The following is a 15,563-nucleotide window of genomic DNA, read 5'->3' as shown; positions in this document are numbered from 1 at the left end:
GGGCCTCCACCAACAACATGATCGAGGGCGGGGTCAACGCCCGGCTGCGGGAGATGCTCCGGATGCACCGGGGGCTCTCGACGATCAGGCGCATCAAGGCGATCTTCTGGTGGTGCTACGTGCACACCGAGTCGCCGCTGGCGCCGGCCGAGATCCTGCGGGTCATGCCGACGGACGGCCAAGTGGACGGGCTGTTCTCGTCGGCTTCCGGCAAGCGCGAGCGGGGTGACGGGGCTCCCGAGGAATACGGGTCCGGCATCGACTGGAACGAGTTCCACATGCCAACCCGGTACAGACAGTGAATAATGCTAAGAGCACACTTTTTGAGCCTTAACCCCCTTGCATACAAGAAGAGCCGGCACACAGCCGGCTCCTGAATTTCATGGTCGGGTTGACAGGATTTGAACCTGCGGCCTCTGCGTCCCGAACGCAGCGCTCTACCAAACTGAGCCACAACCCGAAATGCTCTTCTCGCGAACAGCGAACGCTATGATACCACAGAAGTGCCGTCATGCAAGGAAAAAGTTGCGAGCGTCCGAGAACCCGACGGGCGCTCGAGCGACGGACACAATGCCGGCCCTAACGGCCGCGCTCGGCCTCCCGCTCGGCGAGGTAGGCCTTCGATACCACCTTCACCACGACGTGGCCGTCGCTCATGACATCGCCCTCGTCGTCGTAGGCCGCCACATTCCAGATGAGCTTGTAGCCGGCTCGGCGCGACGGCACGCGCTCGGCCAGGGTGGCCACCCCGCGCACGGTGCCGCTCTTGCCGCTCTTCCGATGGCGCACGCACACTTCCACCCCGAAGGGCTGCTCGCTCTGCCCGTCGCAGACCACCTCGCCACCGGCCGAGGCCACGGTTTCCAACAAGGCAATGGTAGCGCCCCCGTGCACGAAGCCGAAGGGCTGGGTGATGGCCGGCGTGATGGGCATGACCGCCTCCACCTGCTCGGTGGTAGCCGCCGTGATGACGATGCCCAGCGTATGGTTCAGCCCCGTGGCCTCCCGCTTGCGGGCCACCTCGGCGGCCCTACCGGTCAGCAGCGTCGCCTCCATCAGCGGCCTCCTTTCCCGGAAGACCGCTCTCAGCCGCCGAGTCCGACACCGGAGCCGCGGCGGCCCGGGCCCGCACTTCCTCGAGGGGCACGGGCTTGCGGGTGCGGGCCTTCTCAGGCGGAGCGAAAGCCTTCATGCGCTGGATGACGAAGGCACCCACGAGGAAGGGCAGCCAGAACACGATGCCGCGATACACCATGACCACGGCCAGCCCCGTGGCCGAATCGATGCCGAACAGGGCGAAGGCCACGGTGACCGCCGCCTCCACCACGCCGACGCCCTGGGGCACGAAGGAGATCATGGCGAAGAGCGTGGCCACCACATACCCGCAGATGAGCGCCTCGGGATGGTTGACACCGAAAGCGAAGCCCACGAGCACGAAGCAGCTCATCTCGCAGATGCTCGACAGCGTGGTCCACAGAAACGACTGCACGGTCTTCTTCGGATTCTTCGTGATGAGGTGCGCCGCGCTCGAGAAGTTGTGGATGGTGCGGGTAACGGCCTCGTCGACGGGGTCCTTCTTGAACTTCGCGAGCACCCAATCGGCCAGCTTCACGAAGGGCCTCAGCACCTTCAGCACCAGATTCGGCTTCAGGCCGCCCACGGTGATGACGAACACGAGACCGCCCACGAGCACGATGGCCACTGCCCCCACGGCCAGCCAGCCCGGCTGAAGGCCCACGGTAAGAGACAGGGCGCCGAAGGTGACGAGCATGATGATGACGAAGCCGGTATCGATGGACAGTTGCATGAGCAGAGCCGCCGTCGTGCCCTTGCCGGCCTGCATGCCGTTCTTCGCGGCCGTGGCCATAACGAGCGAGGTGCCCGCCAAATTCATGGAGGGCGCCACGGTATTCATGAAGAAGGTGCCGAACACGAGCGACAGCCCCGTACCATAGCTGATGTGGCCGTTGACAGTGTTGAAGCAGGCTTGGAAGCCGCGGCCCTGGGCCAGGTACTTGCACACCTGGGCCACCACGGCCGCGCCGATGAAGAACGGCGTGCCCTGTTTGATGGTCTCGACGAGCTTCACGAGCGAATCGCCGGAAAAGAACACGAAGGCGAGCACGATGACGACCACGACGCCGATCATGATCTTCTGCAAGTTGCCACGCACGGAGCACACCTCCCTTTCGGTTCTCTCGCGCCGCCCGCCGCGCCAGCGACGGGATCGGCCTCGCCCCGGCGCCGCGCAGTACCAAGAACCGCCCGGCCATTTTCGGGGCACCGACAGATTATAGCCCACCGAGGCCGCTTCGACGGCCCGCACCGCGGCAACGGAAGCCGACGGCCCCATCTCGCGCCACCGCTTCGGCGCCGAAAGCGGGGTTGGCGGCCGCGATGCCCGCGACGGGCAGCAGGGCTCTCTTCAAGGTCGGCACCTTCTTAGGAACGCGGCGGGCGACGGCGGCTCAAGAGGGCCAGGGCCGCGCCGCTCGCCACCACGACAACGCACGCGATCACCATGGGCACCCCCAGATCGTCGCCAGTCTGGGCGAAGGCCGCCGGGGCCGCGCCCCGAGCCGGCACCCCGACACCGGACGAGGCCCTTCCGCGACTCGAAGACGCGGCCCCGCCCTCCGCGCTCTGACCAGCGCCTGGGCTGGCGTCAGCCGTCCCGGAGCTCTCTTCGCCCGTGCCGTCGGTCGCGGCACCGCCAGACTGGTCGGACGACCCGCCGGCATTGCCAGTCGCACCGGAGGCCCCTGTGCCAGGATGGTCGCCGTGCGGCCCGTCCCCATCGGTGCCCGTGTCGCCATCGCCCCCGGGCGAAGGCTCCTCGGCTCCCGACTGGCCGGGCCGGTCGCCCGCGCTTCCCTCATCGGGATCAGCCGGGACATCAGTACCGGGCACATCGGAGGCCTTCAGATGGTTTTCCCACACCACGGGGCTCGGCTGCGCATCCAGATCCACATCCAGCCAGCGGTCGCTGTTCGCGGGCTTCTTCCGCACGTAGGTGACCGAGGCGTCCAGCGCGCCGTTGCTGCCCTCGGCCACTTCCACGGTGATGATGTAGGAGCTCTCGTCGAGCACCACGTCGGCCGGCGCCGAGCGAGTGGCGCCCGTCTGCTTCACGGCGTAGAAGAACCGCCCGGGCCCATCGAAGACCGCTCCGTCGATCAGGCGCACGCCCGCTCCCTCCGACCCGTTCGCCGCAGCGGCGCAGGGCACCGTGCCGCTGTCGATGATGGTGCCGTCCTCGGCCACTTCCCTCACGGAGAAGGTAAATTCACCGGCCGAGATGGCCTCGCCGTCCAGGAGGACGGCGCCATCGAAGCGATCGAGCACGGCCCCGTTGAAGACGTTGAGGAAGCCTTGCCCCGCCCCCGAAGTAGGTTTGGCCGGCCGACCATCGAACGCGGCGTCGCCCAGGGGCAGCACTGCCAACACCGGACTGCCGCCCGCATCGGCGGTCTGGTACACGTACAGGTAGATGCGCTTCACGCTGTCGTCGTAGGTGACGCCCTGGTAGACATAGCGGCCGCGCTCATCGCGGGTCACGCCGTCCTTGAGAGAGCCGTCAGGATTGCGCGGCACCTGCTCGGCGACGGTATAGCAGAACACCCGGCCCGCGGAGCGCTCAGTGGCCGTCTTCCCGAGCAACGCGCTGTCGAAGGCAAGCGAGCCGAAGGTCACGGCGCCCTCGGCGTTATTCTGGGCCAGAGCCGAGGCGGGCATCGGCTGATCGTTCTCGGGATAGTACGTCAGATCGCCATGGGCCACGAGCTCGTACTTCTCGGCTTCCGAGAGGGTTGCGGAGCGCAGCTGTCGCGGCAGATTCGACCCCGCCGGTATGGAAGCCACGCCCGCCCCCGCCAGGCGGAAGGAGAATTCTCCGGCCGCCAAGGGCCGGCCTTCCAGGTACTTCATGCCGGAAATAGCGAACGAGACGGGCTCGGGTTGGCTTCCCGCGGCCGCAGCGGTCAAGGGCACCCCGAAGCGCCCCGGCAGCCCATCGGCTTCCTCGGCGAAGGCCACGGGGGCCGCCATCAGTCCGACAACGCTTACCATGAGAGCCGCCAAGATCCAAGCCGCTGTGCGCCGCCACCGGCCCGTCGGCCTCTCCCCGTTCCCCACCATGGCGATCACCCGCCCTTTCTCGCTCAGAACGCGTGGCAATCAGGGATCCACGCCCTCTTAGCATAGGGGCTGGCCCGCGCCCGCCGCCGAGGGAACGGGCTTTGTTCGCGGTCCGTCATCCCCCCGTAAGTGGCAGGTGACCCGCATCGCAACGAGCGCGCAATGCGGGTCACCACGCTATGATGGGCGCAACCTAGCCGACGAATTCCATGAGATCGCTGCGCAAAAGCCAATCGCGCTCGGCCGCCCCCGCCTCGTCGGCTCCCGTATCCAGGAAGAGGAAGCCGTAGAATCCCACGGTCTCGGGGTCGAAGCGGTGGTAGGACAGCACATGGGAGCAGCGGGCCAGCAGGGCGTCGTGGTCGAAGGGAGCCGCCAGGTCGGCCTCGGGCGCCGGGTTCAGCAGCGACATGGAGAACACGCGGCCGGGATGGGCCCCGTACAGAGCGGCCAGATCCACCTTCTCGTTTTCCAGGAACGCCTCGTAGGTGCGCAGGCCCACGCCGAAGTAGGCCACATCGGTGCCGCCGAGACCAGCAAAGCGCAGGGGGTTGAACTCGATGGGGGCGATAACGTCGCCGTCCACCCGCACCTCCACGTGCACGGGAATGTTGCGGGCGCCCACGATGGCGTTCACGGCCCCAAGCCATGCCAAAAAGCGGGGCCCCATCTCGTTCACGATGGCCTCGTCGGTGAGGTACATGCGATCGGAGGTGTCCTCAGGTCCGGCGAAATCGTGGCGCAGGACGTTCAGCAGATGCGGCGCGCCCTCCTCGTCGAAATAGCAGTCCAGGGCGTATTCCACGCCGCCAATGAAGCCCTCGATAATGTATACATCGCCGCCCACCACGCTTTCCGGGTAGCGCTCGTGCCAGCCGTCCTCGCGCCGGGCGATGTCGGCCACGGCACAGGCCCAATCGTCGGGCTCCTCGATCACATAGACCCCCATAGAGCAGAAACCCACCGAGGGCTTCAGCACCACGGGCAGGGGCAGATCGTCCACGTTCACGGCATCCAGCTCGTCGCGGGTCGCTGTGGCATAGAACAGACCCGGGTTCAGCGCGGCCAGCTTCTCGCGCATGAGCGCCTTGTCCTTGAACAGCGCAATGGCCTCGGTGAGCCCCGGATTATCCACATGATCCATGATCCATGCCAGGGCGTTCTCGGAATTGGTGTACACCCGCTCCCCCGCCTCCAGGCGCCGGACGGCCTCGGCATCGTCCACCAGGTTCAGCGACCGCACATCGGCCAGCGACCGCGAGAAATCGTTGGCGAGCACTGGATGCTGCGATTCCTCGATGTAGTCAAGCAGGGGTGCCGAGGCGTAGGGGGCATCGATGATGATCATGGAAACTCCTTTGAAGCGAGGTCGCCACGGCGACCTTCAAGCGAATGCGCAGACCCCATTATAGCCGCCAGCGGCACCTAGCGGGAAACCAGAGCCCGCAGAGAAGCCCCACCGATCTCACATGGCAAGGGCCATGCCTTGCCGCCGCGTCGGCCCCGTACCCCTGCGGAGCACCCGCCTTCGGCTCCGAAAACGGGAAACGCGCCCCCCTGGGAGGATGGGGGCGCGTTTCTCGCAAAGGGAGGGAATAGCACTGTGCAACGTCGCACCGGAGGCGACGCGAGCCTGCGTCAGGAGCCGGCATTCCCGGCCGACCCTGCAAGATCGGCCGGAACGCTGCGACTTACAGGCTGGCGACGTACTTGCCGGTGACGTAGCCCTGGGTGTGGGCGCGGCCCAGCGAGAGGCCCGGCATGTACATGGAGTAGTCCACGCCGCCGTAGAAGTTGCCGGCAGTATTGCCGATGGCGAACAGACCCGGGATGGGCTCGCCGGTCTCAGCGGCCAGCACCTCCATGTTCGGGCCCACGTTCACGCCGGACACAACGGCGGATACGCGCACGTGACGGTGGATGCCATAGAAGGGCGGCGTGTCAATGGCCGTGAGCCACTTGCCCTCCTTGCCAAAGTCCAGGTCCTTGCCGGCGGCGACGCACTCGTTGTAGCGCTCGACGCTCTTCACGAAGGCAGCGGTGTCGGTGATGCCGAGCTTGCTGGCGAGCTCCTCCAGGGTGTCGGCCTTGTAGGTGCCGATCTGGTCCTCGAAGACGCCGACCTTCTCCACGTCCTCCTCGGGCATGTAGACCTTGATGGCCTCGGGATCGAACAGCTTGCCCGGCCATTCGGCAGCGGCGGTCATGTAGTTGCTGTCGAAGGTCTGGTTGTAGTCGCCCTGGTCGGCCTCGCTGCGCAGGAAGTTGTTCATGAGGGACATGCCCAGCGTCTCGTCGCAGAAGCGGGTACCGTCGGTCTTCACGGCCAGGAAGGGCATGTCGGCCATGGAGCCCGGGCCGCCGTCGAAGTCGTGGAGCATCTTGGTGTGGGTGATGTCCTCGATGGCGCCGCCGGCCCACACGGCCATCTTGTGGCCGTCGCCGGTCTTGTTCATCTGCTTGCGACCGAGGTTGGCCAAATCGGGCAGGTAGTAGGCCATCATGTCGTCGTCGTTCTGGTAGTCGCCCGTGGCCAGGATAACGCCCTTGGAAGCGTTGAACTGCACGATGCCGTCGGGGCCCTCGGCGATGACGCCGGTCACGCCGGCCGCGTCGCCCACGAGCTGCTTGGCCTCGGTATTGTAGAAGATCTCGACGCCCTGCGCCGCTGCGTAGTCGGCGAGCACCTGCATGCCGTCGCCGGTGTTGTAGGGCTTCGGGCCGAAGTCGATGGACAGGTAGTCCACAGGATAGCCGTTCACTTCCTTGATGGCGGCGGTCCACTTCATGGTGGTGTCGGACACCTGGGCGCCCTCGGCGGTGGCCAGGTCGAGCATCCACTTGACAGCCTCGCCGGAGTTCTTGGCCCACAGCTCCACCTGCTCGCGCTTGCCGCGGTACTGGTGGTCCTTCAGCAGGCGGGACACCACGGCCTCCACGCCGGCCTCATCGGAGGTGTCCAGCAGAATACCCGTGGCGGTGTTGCCCTGGGAGATGGCCGTGGCCTCCTTCTGGATGAGGGCCACGGTGGCACCGGCCTCGCGGGCGGTGATGGCCGCGGGTACGCCAGCGGCACCGGCGCCCACGATCACGATATCGAAGTCCTTGGTGTCGGCGACATCGGTAATGGGCTCGGGGGCGGCCAAAAAGCTCGGCAGGCCCTCGCGGGTATGGCCGGCCACCGTGGTGGTGCCGGTCGTCGCCGTCTCGGTGGCAGCGGCGCCGGCCTCGTTGCCAGCCGGGGAGCAGGCGCCCAGCAGGGCGGCCCCACCGAGGCCCGCGGCGGCCAGGCCGCCGATCTTGAACATTCCATGCATAAACGGGAGGAAGCATGACCATGGCCAATCGAGATCGTCGGGAATACGCCCCCGGGTGCCCCGACACCCCAAAAACAGCGATGCCCATCACCGGGGAAGACGGCGCCGAGACCGCCGAGCCGTGGCACTTCGGCCTTTCCGCCCTGCTGAAATTCAAGCTCCCCCGCGTGCCCCTGTTCTTCCTTGGCATCGGCGTATACCGCGCCTGGATCGAAATCGCCTTCGTCGGTTCTTTCGTCAATTTCCCCTCCCTGCCCCTGCCCATGCGAGAGTGGTTCGACACCACGGCCGTCTTCGTCATGCTCCTCTGCGTCCTGCTCGCCCGCCGTATCGGCCCCTTCTATCGCCGTCGCAGCGTCTTCGTGCTGTGCGGCACCACCATGGTGGCTTCCACAGCCATGCTCTTCGCCACTATTCTGGCTCCGGCCGTTGCGCCCTTGCTCGGCATGCCGGCCGCCGTGCTCGGGGGCATCGGGCTCGGCCTCATCATCCTTATTTGGAGCGAGGTCTACGGTTGCCTGAACCCGCTGCGCGTGACCCTGTACTACGCGGCCTCCATGATCGCCGGTGCCCTCATCGTCTACGTGTTCATGGGATTCCGCATGGAATGGCTCGCCGTGTTCGCGAGCATCCTGCCCCTTGCCTCCCTCATCTTTGCCCGTCGGGCCATGGACGAGGTGCCCGCCGCCGAGCGCCCGGCCCCCGCGGACGTGAAGTTCAAGGCTCCCTGGAAGATATTCCTGCTCATGGCCTTGTACGCCTTCGCCTACGGCATCATCGAGACGCGCGCCTATTCCGGCAGCTTCGGACCCCACTCCTCGCCGGGCTGCCTCATCGTGGCCCTCATCATCTTCTTGGGAGTGGCCCTGCGCCGGGAGCGCTTCGACTTCAACTCCATCGTGCGCATCGCCCTGCCGCTCATGATCGTGGCCTTCTGGATGGTGCCGGCCTTGGGCATCGAGGCTTACGCTCTCAGCGGACCGGCTGCCGTGGGCGGCTACACAGCCGTATCGGTGCTCATCATGACCTTGTGCAGCAACATGTGCTACCGCTACGGCGTATCGGCCATCTGGCTCTTCGGCATCGAGCGGTCGGTGCGGCTCGCGTTCATGATCCTCGGCCGGGGCATCGCCTATGTGGGCCTGACGGCGCACCTCGGCGCCATCGATGGGGCCGCCCTGGTGTCGGGCTTCGCCGTGACCGCCGTGCTGCTGGCCACCTTGCTGCTATTCCGCCAGAAGGAGATTACGGGCAACTGGGGCGCGAACCTACTGACGGGCCGCAGCAAGAGCCCCGAGGAGCTGCACCGCGAGCGCATTGCGGCCCAGTGCGCCGCGGTGGCAAACCGCTATCGCCTGACGGGCCGTGAGACCGAGATTCTGAACCTGCTGGCCCAGCGCAAGACCGTGGGCATGATCGAGCGGGAGCTGTTCATCGCCAACGGCACCGCCAAGGCCCACGTGCGCCACATCTACCAGAAGCTGGACATCCACTCCCGCGAGGAGCTGTTCGCCCTCATCGATCCCGGCGAAGTGGACCCCCTCGAGGGCAAGTAGACCCGGCAGCTGCTCGGGGCCGCCCCACGGGTCGCGCAGCGGAGCGGCTGCTCGGACCCGTCCTGCTGGCCGCCCTATTCTCCCAGGCCGTACTTCGCTCGCACCCGGGCGAGCTGGCCGAGCAACGGGTTGGCCGCCAACAGCAACGTGAGCGCCGTGGCGACCCCGTGTATGACGTTGACGGGAAGGCCCGCCCCGTAGATGGCCAACACGCTGGCCGGAGTGAGGGACGCGAGCATGAGGAAGACCGAGCTCGTGTCCAGAATGGGCCCGAGCACCAGAACCACGAAGAGGAAGCCGCCACCGGCAAGACCGAGGCGCGCCCAGCCCGAGAGCGGCACGGACAGGCGCGGCCCCACCAGACCGAAGACGAGCCCCGCGCTGCCGAAGGCCAGCATCTGGAAGGGAGTCCACGGGCCCTGGCCGAAGAGAAACCCCGAGGCGAGAGCCGCCAGAGCTCCGGCCAGAAACCCCTGGCGCGGCCCCAGGGCCATGCCCGTTATCATGACGACGGCCGCCATGGGCTTGAAGTGGGGCACCGCGGCGAAGGCAGCCCGCGAGGCCACGGCCAGGGCCACCATGACCGCCAACAGCACGATATCCCGCGCCGCGGGACGGCGGCGCTCGAACCCCACGAGGAAGGGCGCGAGGGCTGCCCCGATAATGAAGATGCTGATCAGGTAGTACGGCTTCACAGGCGCTCCCCTTCCGCCCCTTGCGCAGCCACCGACCCACAGGCAGCGATCACCTGCCCGTCGGTGACCGTATCGGCAAAGACGTCGCGGCTCATACGGCTCGCTGCCGTGGTGTAGAAGCGGTTGGCCCCGAAGAAGCGCTGTGGCTCGTCATCGGCGGACACAATTCCCTGGAAGAGCAGCACGCAGCGGTCGGCCCACGTGGCGCAGAACTCCATATCGTGGGAGGCCATGACCACGGCCACCCCGCGCTCGGTCAGGGCGCAGAGCAGCTGGCCGAAGCGCTTTTTGAAGAGGACGTCGGTGCCCTTCGTCGGCTCATCGAGGAGGAGCACGGTGGGGCTGCCCAACAGCACCTTGGCCAGGGCCGCCCGCTGCTGCTCACCGCCGGATAGGTCGAGAGGATGGCGCTCCAGCAGGCCACCGAGGTCGCACAGCTCCACGACTTCGGCCTGATTGCCGCCGGCCGCTTTCGCTATTTCCGCCATTTCCGCCAGCTCCGCGGCCACCGTGGACCGGGAGAACAGCAGCTGCGGGTCCTGGGGCAGCAGGGCCACACCCGGAAAGGGCCCGCGCCGGCCAGGGCATCCCGGGACCCGCACAGAGCCGCGCAGCGGACGGGCGAGACCGGCCGCCACCTTGAGCAACGTTGTCTTCCCCGCCCCATTGCCGCCGAGTAGGGCGCAGAGGCTGCCCCGGGGCACCTCGAGGGACAGCCCCCGCAGCACGTCTGCTCCGGCGCGGTCGTAGCGGAACCATACGTCGCGCAGGGCCAGAGCTGCATCGCGACCGTGGGTGCCGACGCTTCGGGAGGCCCCGGTCTTGCGGCCGAAACCATCGCCCGAACAGCGCTCGGGCTCGGCAGCCAAAGGAGACGTGAAGCCGGACTCCTCGCTGCGGCCCATCGGCTCCGCGGGCGCAGGAGTCGCAGGCGCGGCCCCGTGACCGCGCTCAGCACACCAGCGGCGCAGCCAGCAGCGGCCCTCGCGCACCGTAAGGGGCGCGGGCACGGCATCTTCCGCAGGAATTCCGTCGCCAATTGTCGGAAGGGAGGCGCGAGGGCCGGGCGCAGTGGCAGCAACGCGACCACCGGGCCCAACAGCGGCGCTGGTCGCCCCAGCCTCTTCTCGGGCGCCAGGTATTTCCCGTCCCATCACCCCGTGGTAAATGCGCACGGGAGCCGGAAGGGCCGCGACCAGGGGACTGCCTGTGGCAAAGAGGCGCGCAGCCACGGCCCGGGGCTCCCCGCAAGCCGCCACCGCGCCCTCTTCGAGCACCAGCACCCGATGAGCGCTGGCAAAGGCCTCTTCTATCCGCTGCTCGCCCATGATAACCGTGACGCCCAGCTCCTCGTTGAGCCGGCGCACCAGGGCCATGAACTCGGTGGCGGCCAAAGGATCGAGCTGGGCCGTGGGCTCGTCGAGCACGAGCACGGCGGGGTCGGCGGCCATAACGGCCGCCAGGTTCAGGCGCTGGCATTGACCGCCCGACAGATCGGCGGTCGCGCGGTCGAACCACCCATCGAGGCCGAAGAAGCTCGCCGCCTCGGCGATACGCGCCCGGGCAAGGGCCGGATCGCACCCAAGGCTTTCCAGGCCGAAGGCCATCTCGCCGGCCACCCGGTCGGCAACAATCTGGTCGCGCGGATTCTGCATGACGAACCCGATGCGCCGGGCCTGCTCGCGCCGGGACACTTCCTCCAGGGGACGGCCTTTGAAGAGCACGCGGCCCGTGCGGGCGCCATGGGGCGCAAGGGCGCTCTTCAGGTGCCGCAGCAGGGTGGTTTTCCCGCTGCCGCTGGGTCCGACCACAAGCAGGTATTCCCCAGGCTCTACCGTCAGGGACACCCCTCTCAGGGCCGGCACGGCGGCGCCGGGATAGGCAAACGTCAGCGCCTCGCACGCGAGAAGTGCCATCGCAACCGCTCCCTTCCCATGACGAGGGCGGGCAGAAGCAGCAAAAGCCCGTAGGCCGCCAGGGACGCCCCGAACATCGGCTCGGCCGCTGGCATCGCGACCCGGGGGAAGAACGTCGCCTCCGTAGCACCGAGGGCGGCGCCGGCAACTACGACGGCGGCAAGCGCCCCCATAAGGCCGAGGGCTGCGCCATCCCGCCAGCGGAACGACCAGCACGGCACCGTGGTGCGGCGTCCCGTACCGAAGCCGCGGCTCTCCATGGCACCGGCCGTGGCCATCCCGTGTTCGAGGGACCAGGCCGACACCGATGCGAGCACTACCGTCGCCTCCCGCACCCGAGCAATCGCGGGCACCTTCGTACCCGACCCGCGACCGAGTCCGATGCCGGCCCGCGCTTCGGCCACGGCGGAAGCGCGCCGGCCGAAGCTGGGCACGAGGCGCAGTACCAAGGTGAGCGTCAGCGAGACAGCCGGCGCGAAACGGCCGAACAGGTACAGGAGCTTGACCGTATCCATGACACGGTTGAAGCTGGCAAACCACCAGAGCACCGCCGCCAACAGCGCCGCCACCATCGCGCCGCAGGCAAGGGCCTCGGCAGTATAGGGGCGGCCGCCGGCATAGGTGAACAGAACCGTCTGGCCCAGGGGCACGAACAGCGGGTTCGCCAGGGCGACTACAGCGGCGAGAGGCACCGCGGCCCCGATCAACCGCCCTGCCGAGCGCCCTTGGAGGAGCAACAACGTAAGGGCCGCGGCCCCCGCGCCCACCAGGGCAAAGGGCGGGCTGAGCAAGAAGACGCCCAGCCCGATGGCACACAGGAAGAATCCCAGTTCGACGATGGGATGAACGGGGATGAGAAATGCTGTCGGAGGTGTTCCCATCAGCGGGACGAGGAGGTCGGCGCCCTAGGCGACGAAGAAGCTCCACTCGACGCTGTCGCCCGCAGCCAGGGTACAGCTATCGCAACCCTCCATGACCTGCTCGTTGTTCACCGTGAACACCCAGCCGCTCGCTTCGCCCTGCGACCCATTGGCCACGCCGTTGATGGCGGTGACGTACTTCCCGTAGTCGCTATCCTCGGCCTGCACGTCCCAGCCCGTGGCCTCAAGGGCATCGAAGACGGTGGCGCCTTCGGGCAGTGACACCTCTACGGTCTCGGAGGGGGCATCGGCCCCCTCGGGCATGGCGACGGACACGGCAATCGACGCGCCTTGCTCGGCGTTATCGGAAGACGATTCGGCACCCTGCTCGGCGGCCGGGGTTGCCGGGGCGTCGACGGCGCCATCGCCAGCCGCCGGCTCGGCGCCGGCGCACCCAGCCAGGGCCAGAGCGGCGGCGCAGGCCAGGGCCAACAGGGCCGCGGACAGCTTCTTCCAGGAGGACACAACGATAGACTGGTACATGAGGCAAACCTTTCTCTCCAGGGCTCGTGCCTCTCGGCTTGGTATTCCGACTTCGTCCCGCCCGCGAGCGACCGTCCGTTGAAGCCCGCGCTTCACGGCGCCGGTCGCCACCGGTTCGGGAGCCATACGGTTACTGGCATAGCGCGGGATTCTCACCCGCATTCCCCAAGGATCAGGCGCTCCCGGCGGCATCCGTACCACCCGGCCGCGCCCGCGCTGCCCGCAACGCAGACAGCCCGATGAGCCATTGACCCCAGCATTATGGCACAAAAGAGCCGCCCCCGAAGGAACGGCTCAACATCTATCCATCAGAGGCAATGCAGTTCGCACGACACGGGGTACTCTCACCGAGCGAGCTCCGCAGCGAACGAAACTGCCCGCGGACCATCTCTCAGAGCTCGGCCCGTCTGCGCGAGCGAGAATATCCCAGGTCTCGCGAGCGAAGAGGTGCGCCCGCCCCCGCCAGCGCGCCCCGCGAACCGTCCGGCACGCCCCGCGGAGGAAGCCGTCCGGCTACTCCCGCCCCAGGCTTACCTCGTGTTTTGCTCGGGCTTCGGCGCTATAGCGGTCGCGATAGCGCACGTCTACGAGCTCGGCCACGATGGCAATAGCCAGCTCGGCCGGGGTCTTCGCGCCGAACTTCAGCCCGATAGGCCTTTTCACGCGCTCCCAATCCGCCTCGGCGATGCCGGCGGCAACCACCAGGTCGTGCACCGTGGCATTCTTCCCGGCGCAGCCCATCATGCCCACGTAGTGCACGCCGTTCTGCAGCGCCCAGATGCAGCCCTCGGGGTCGAACATGTGGCCACGGGTGAGCACGCACACATAGTCGTCGGGCCGAGCCGGCATATTCGCCAGCTCGTCGAAGGTACCGCCGTGCAGCAGGATGCGCTCGGCTGCGGGGAACCGCTCGGTGTTCAGAAATGCCTCGTCGTAGTCGACGGCAATCACGTGGAAGCCCACATGATCGGCCAGGGCCGCCACTTCCACAGCCGCATCCGACGCGCCCAGAAGCCACACGCGCACCTTCCCGAACAAGGGCTCGCTCGCCCAGGTGAGGCCGTCGAACTGATCGTTGTGCATGGAGGGGCCGCGCGTGACATCCTTGGCTTGGAACATATCACGGGGCGACAGAGGCCGCGACGCCACGATCTCCTTAGCGTCGCTGCAGAAGAACACGAGCGACTCCCCATCGGCGGAGCCCACTTCGCCGTACTTCTTCGTTACCTCGTTGTCCACATTGCCCACGGCCGCGGCTGCATCGTAAACCACCTTGAAGCCGAGCCAGGCCAAGTCCCCCTCGTCCAGGGCCCGCAGGGCCCGCTCGAAGGTGGGAATATCCGCCTCGGTCAGGGCAGCCGTGATGGCCGCCAGGGCCGCAGGGCCGATATGAGGGTCGCCCGCCGTGGCTGCCTCGGAGAACGCGGGCACGTCCTCGGGAGTGAGCGAGGGCGTGCGCCCGGCCCGCAGATCGGCGACAACCGCTTCAAGAGTTTCGCGCTTCATCAAGATCTCCCTTCGGTGAGAGTACATCGGGATTTTTTGGCCAAAATAGCGCCGAGTGCGCTCTTTGGCCTCCTTTCACCTTCGCTGCAACGCCATTTTAGGCTCGCAGAAGGCGTCACAAGCCCATTTTTGCCCGATTACGCAGCCATTGGGCCCTTGGGGCAGCGCACTCGAAGCCATTTTGTCCACTTTTTCGAAAAGTGCTCCTGCAAAAGGCGCCAGCCACCTACTCGCTAATATGAACGATGCGCTGCTCGTCCATGATCATGCGCCCCTCGGCGATGGCCCGCAGCACGGCCGGATAGATCTCGTGCTCCGTCTCGTGGATGCGCACCTCCAGAGCGTCAATATCATCCCCGGGCAGCACGGGCACGGCCCGCTGGGCCACGATGGGGCCTTTATCGTACTCCTCGTTGGCCAAATGCACAGTCACACCCGTCACCTTCACGCCGGCATCCCACGCATCCCGGATGGCGTGGCCTCCCTTGAAAGAGGGCAGCAGGGCCGGATGCAGGTTCAGCACCCGATCGGGGAAGGCGCCCAGCACCACGGGGGTGAGCTTGCGCATGTAGCCGGCCATGACCAGGTACTCGGCGCCAGCCTCGGTCATGATGGCGGCAATGCGCCCGTCGGCGGCCTCGCGATCCTCGTACACGGTGCGATCGAACACCGTCACGGGAATGGCCGCGGCCCGGGCCCGCTCGATGCCGTAGGCATCGGGGCGCGACGACAGCACGTGCACGATCTCCACAGGCAGCCCGTCCTGGGCAATGGCGTCGATGATGGCCTGCAAGTTGGTGCCGCTGCCACTGAGCAGCACGCCGATTTTCAGCTTGTCGGTCATTCCAATCCCTTCCCTTGACTTGAAAAGCACGGTTTGGCTCCCCGCGCACCTTCCTGTTCCAGCTTTTGGCTTGAAATCGACGACCTGGGGGCCGCTCTACGTGCTTTATCGCCCAGACGTATTACATGAACGGGGAAATTCAACGCTGGTAATACACAAAAACGCCTTCCGCGCTCTTTTCGGGCCCCA

The 15,563-nt window shown here is 67.1% G+C and carries 12 protein-coding genes, 1 tRNA gene and 1 pseudogene; 2 read left to right on the top strand and 12 right to left on the bottom strand.

Translation table 11 applies throughout. The features are described from left to right. Positions 1-180 (top strand): annotated as a pseudogene (locus AAK988_RS05835) (IS256 family transposase); the annotation flags it as partial. Positions 181-383: 203 nt separating this feature from the next. Here AAK988_RS05835 and AAK988_RS05830 read toward each other — a convergent pair. From AAK988_RS05830 to AAK988_RS05805, 6 genes are all read right to left on the bottom strand, one after another. Then, a tRNA-Pro gene (locus AAK988_RS05830) sits at positions 384-460 on the bottom strand. Between the two features lie 119 nt (positions 461-579). Then, a complete protein-coding gene (locus AAK988_RS05825; RefSeq protein WP_369880488.1) occupies positions 580-1,056 on the bottom strand; it encodes a PaaI family thioesterase in 477 nt (158 codons plus the stop codon). Continuing rightward, entirely contained in the window at positions 1,031-2,173 is a 1,143-nt protein-coding gene (locus tag AAK988_RS05820; RefSeq protein ID WP_242369243.1) for a lysylphosphatidylglycerol synthase transmembrane domain-containing protein, read from the bottom strand. Before AAK988_RS05820 ends, AAK988_RS05825 begins: the two co-directional genes overlap by 26 nt. A 269-nt stretch (positions 2,174-2,442) precedes the next feature. Beyond that, positions 2,443-4,068, bottom strand: a complete 1,626-nt coding sequence (locus AAK988_RS05815) for a Spy0128 family protein (protein WP_369873417.1) — start codon at positions 4,066-4,068, stop codon at positions 2,443-2,445. 262 nt (positions 4,069-4,330) lie between these two features. Next, entirely contained in the window at positions 4,331-5,485 is a 1,155-nt protein-coding gene (locus AAK988_RS05810) for an ATP-grasp domain-containing protein (protein WP_369873418.1), read from the bottom strand. 343 nt (positions 5,486-5,828) lie between these two features. Next, complete coding sequence (locus AAK988_RS05805) at positions 5,829-7,445, bottom strand: FAD-dependent oxidoreductase (RefSeq protein WP_369873419.1); 1,617 nt, start codon at positions 7,443-7,445, stop codon at positions 5,829-5,831. A 29-nt stretch (positions 7,446-7,474) separates the two neighbouring features. Here AAK988_RS05805 and AAK988_RS05800 point away from each other — a divergent pair, with 29 nt between their 5' ends. Continuing rightward, the gene (locus AAK988_RS05800) at positions 7,475-9,010 is read left to right on the top strand and encodes a response regulator transcription factor (RefSeq protein ID WP_369873420.1); all 1,536 of its coding nucleotides are present in this window, start codon (positions 7,475-7,477) and stop codon (positions 9,008-9,010) included. Positions 9,011-9,084: 74 nt separating this feature from the next. Here AAK988_RS05800 and AAK988_RS05795 read toward each other — a convergent pair whose 3' ends face one another. From AAK988_RS05795 to purN, 6 genes are all read right to left on the bottom strand, one after another. Continuing rightward, complete coding sequence (locus AAK988_RS05795; protein ID WP_369873421.1) at positions 9,085-9,705, bottom strand: ECF transporter S component; 621 nt, start codon at positions 9,703-9,705, stop codon at positions 9,085-9,087. After that, entirely contained in the window at positions 9,702-11,621 is a 1,920-nt protein-coding gene (locus AAK988_RS05790; RefSeq protein WP_369873422.1) for an ABC transporter ATP-binding protein, read from the bottom strand. The genes AAK988_RS05795 and AAK988_RS05790 overlap by 4 nt, the downstream gene beginning before the upstream one ends. After that, positions 11,594-12,313 carry an energy-coupling factor transporter transmembrane component T family protein gene (locus AAK988_RS05785; protein WP_151429615.1) on the bottom strand — a complete coding sequence of 240 codons (720 nt, stop codon included), beginning with the start codon at positions 12,311-12,313 and terminating at the stop codon, positions 11,594-11,596. The genes AAK988_RS05790 and AAK988_RS05785 overlap by 28 nt, the downstream gene beginning before the upstream one ends. Positions 12,314-12,526: 213 nt before the next feature. Then, a complete protein-coding gene (locus AAK988_RS05780; protein ID WP_369873423.1) occupies positions 12,527-13,024 on the bottom strand; it encodes a DUF4430 domain-containing protein in 498 nt (165 codons plus the stop codon). Between the two features lie 513 nt (positions 13,025-13,537). Further along, entirely contained in the window at positions 13,538-14,530 is a 993-nt protein-coding gene (locus AAK988_RS05775; RefSeq protein WP_160325282.1) for an XdhC family protein, read from the bottom strand. A gap of 226 nt (positions 14,531-14,756) precedes the next feature. Continuing rightward, the gene (gene purN / locus AAK988_RS05770; RefSeq protein WP_369873425.1) at positions 14,757-15,374 is read right to left on the bottom strand and encodes a phosphoribosylglycinamide formyltransferase; all 618 of its coding nucleotides are present in this window, start codon (positions 15,372-15,374) and stop codon (positions 14,757-14,759) included. Between the last annotated feature and the right edge of the window lie 189 nt (positions 15,375-15,563).

The organism is Adlercreutzia muris, from assembly GCF_041223505.1.
Lineage (GTDB): Bacteria > Actinomycetota > Coriobacteriia > Coriobacteriales > Eggerthellaceae > Adlercreutzia > Adlercreutzia muris.
The sequence above is the reverse complement of the archived record's forward strand: the minus strand, read 5'-3'. Positions and strand labels throughout refer to the sequence as shown.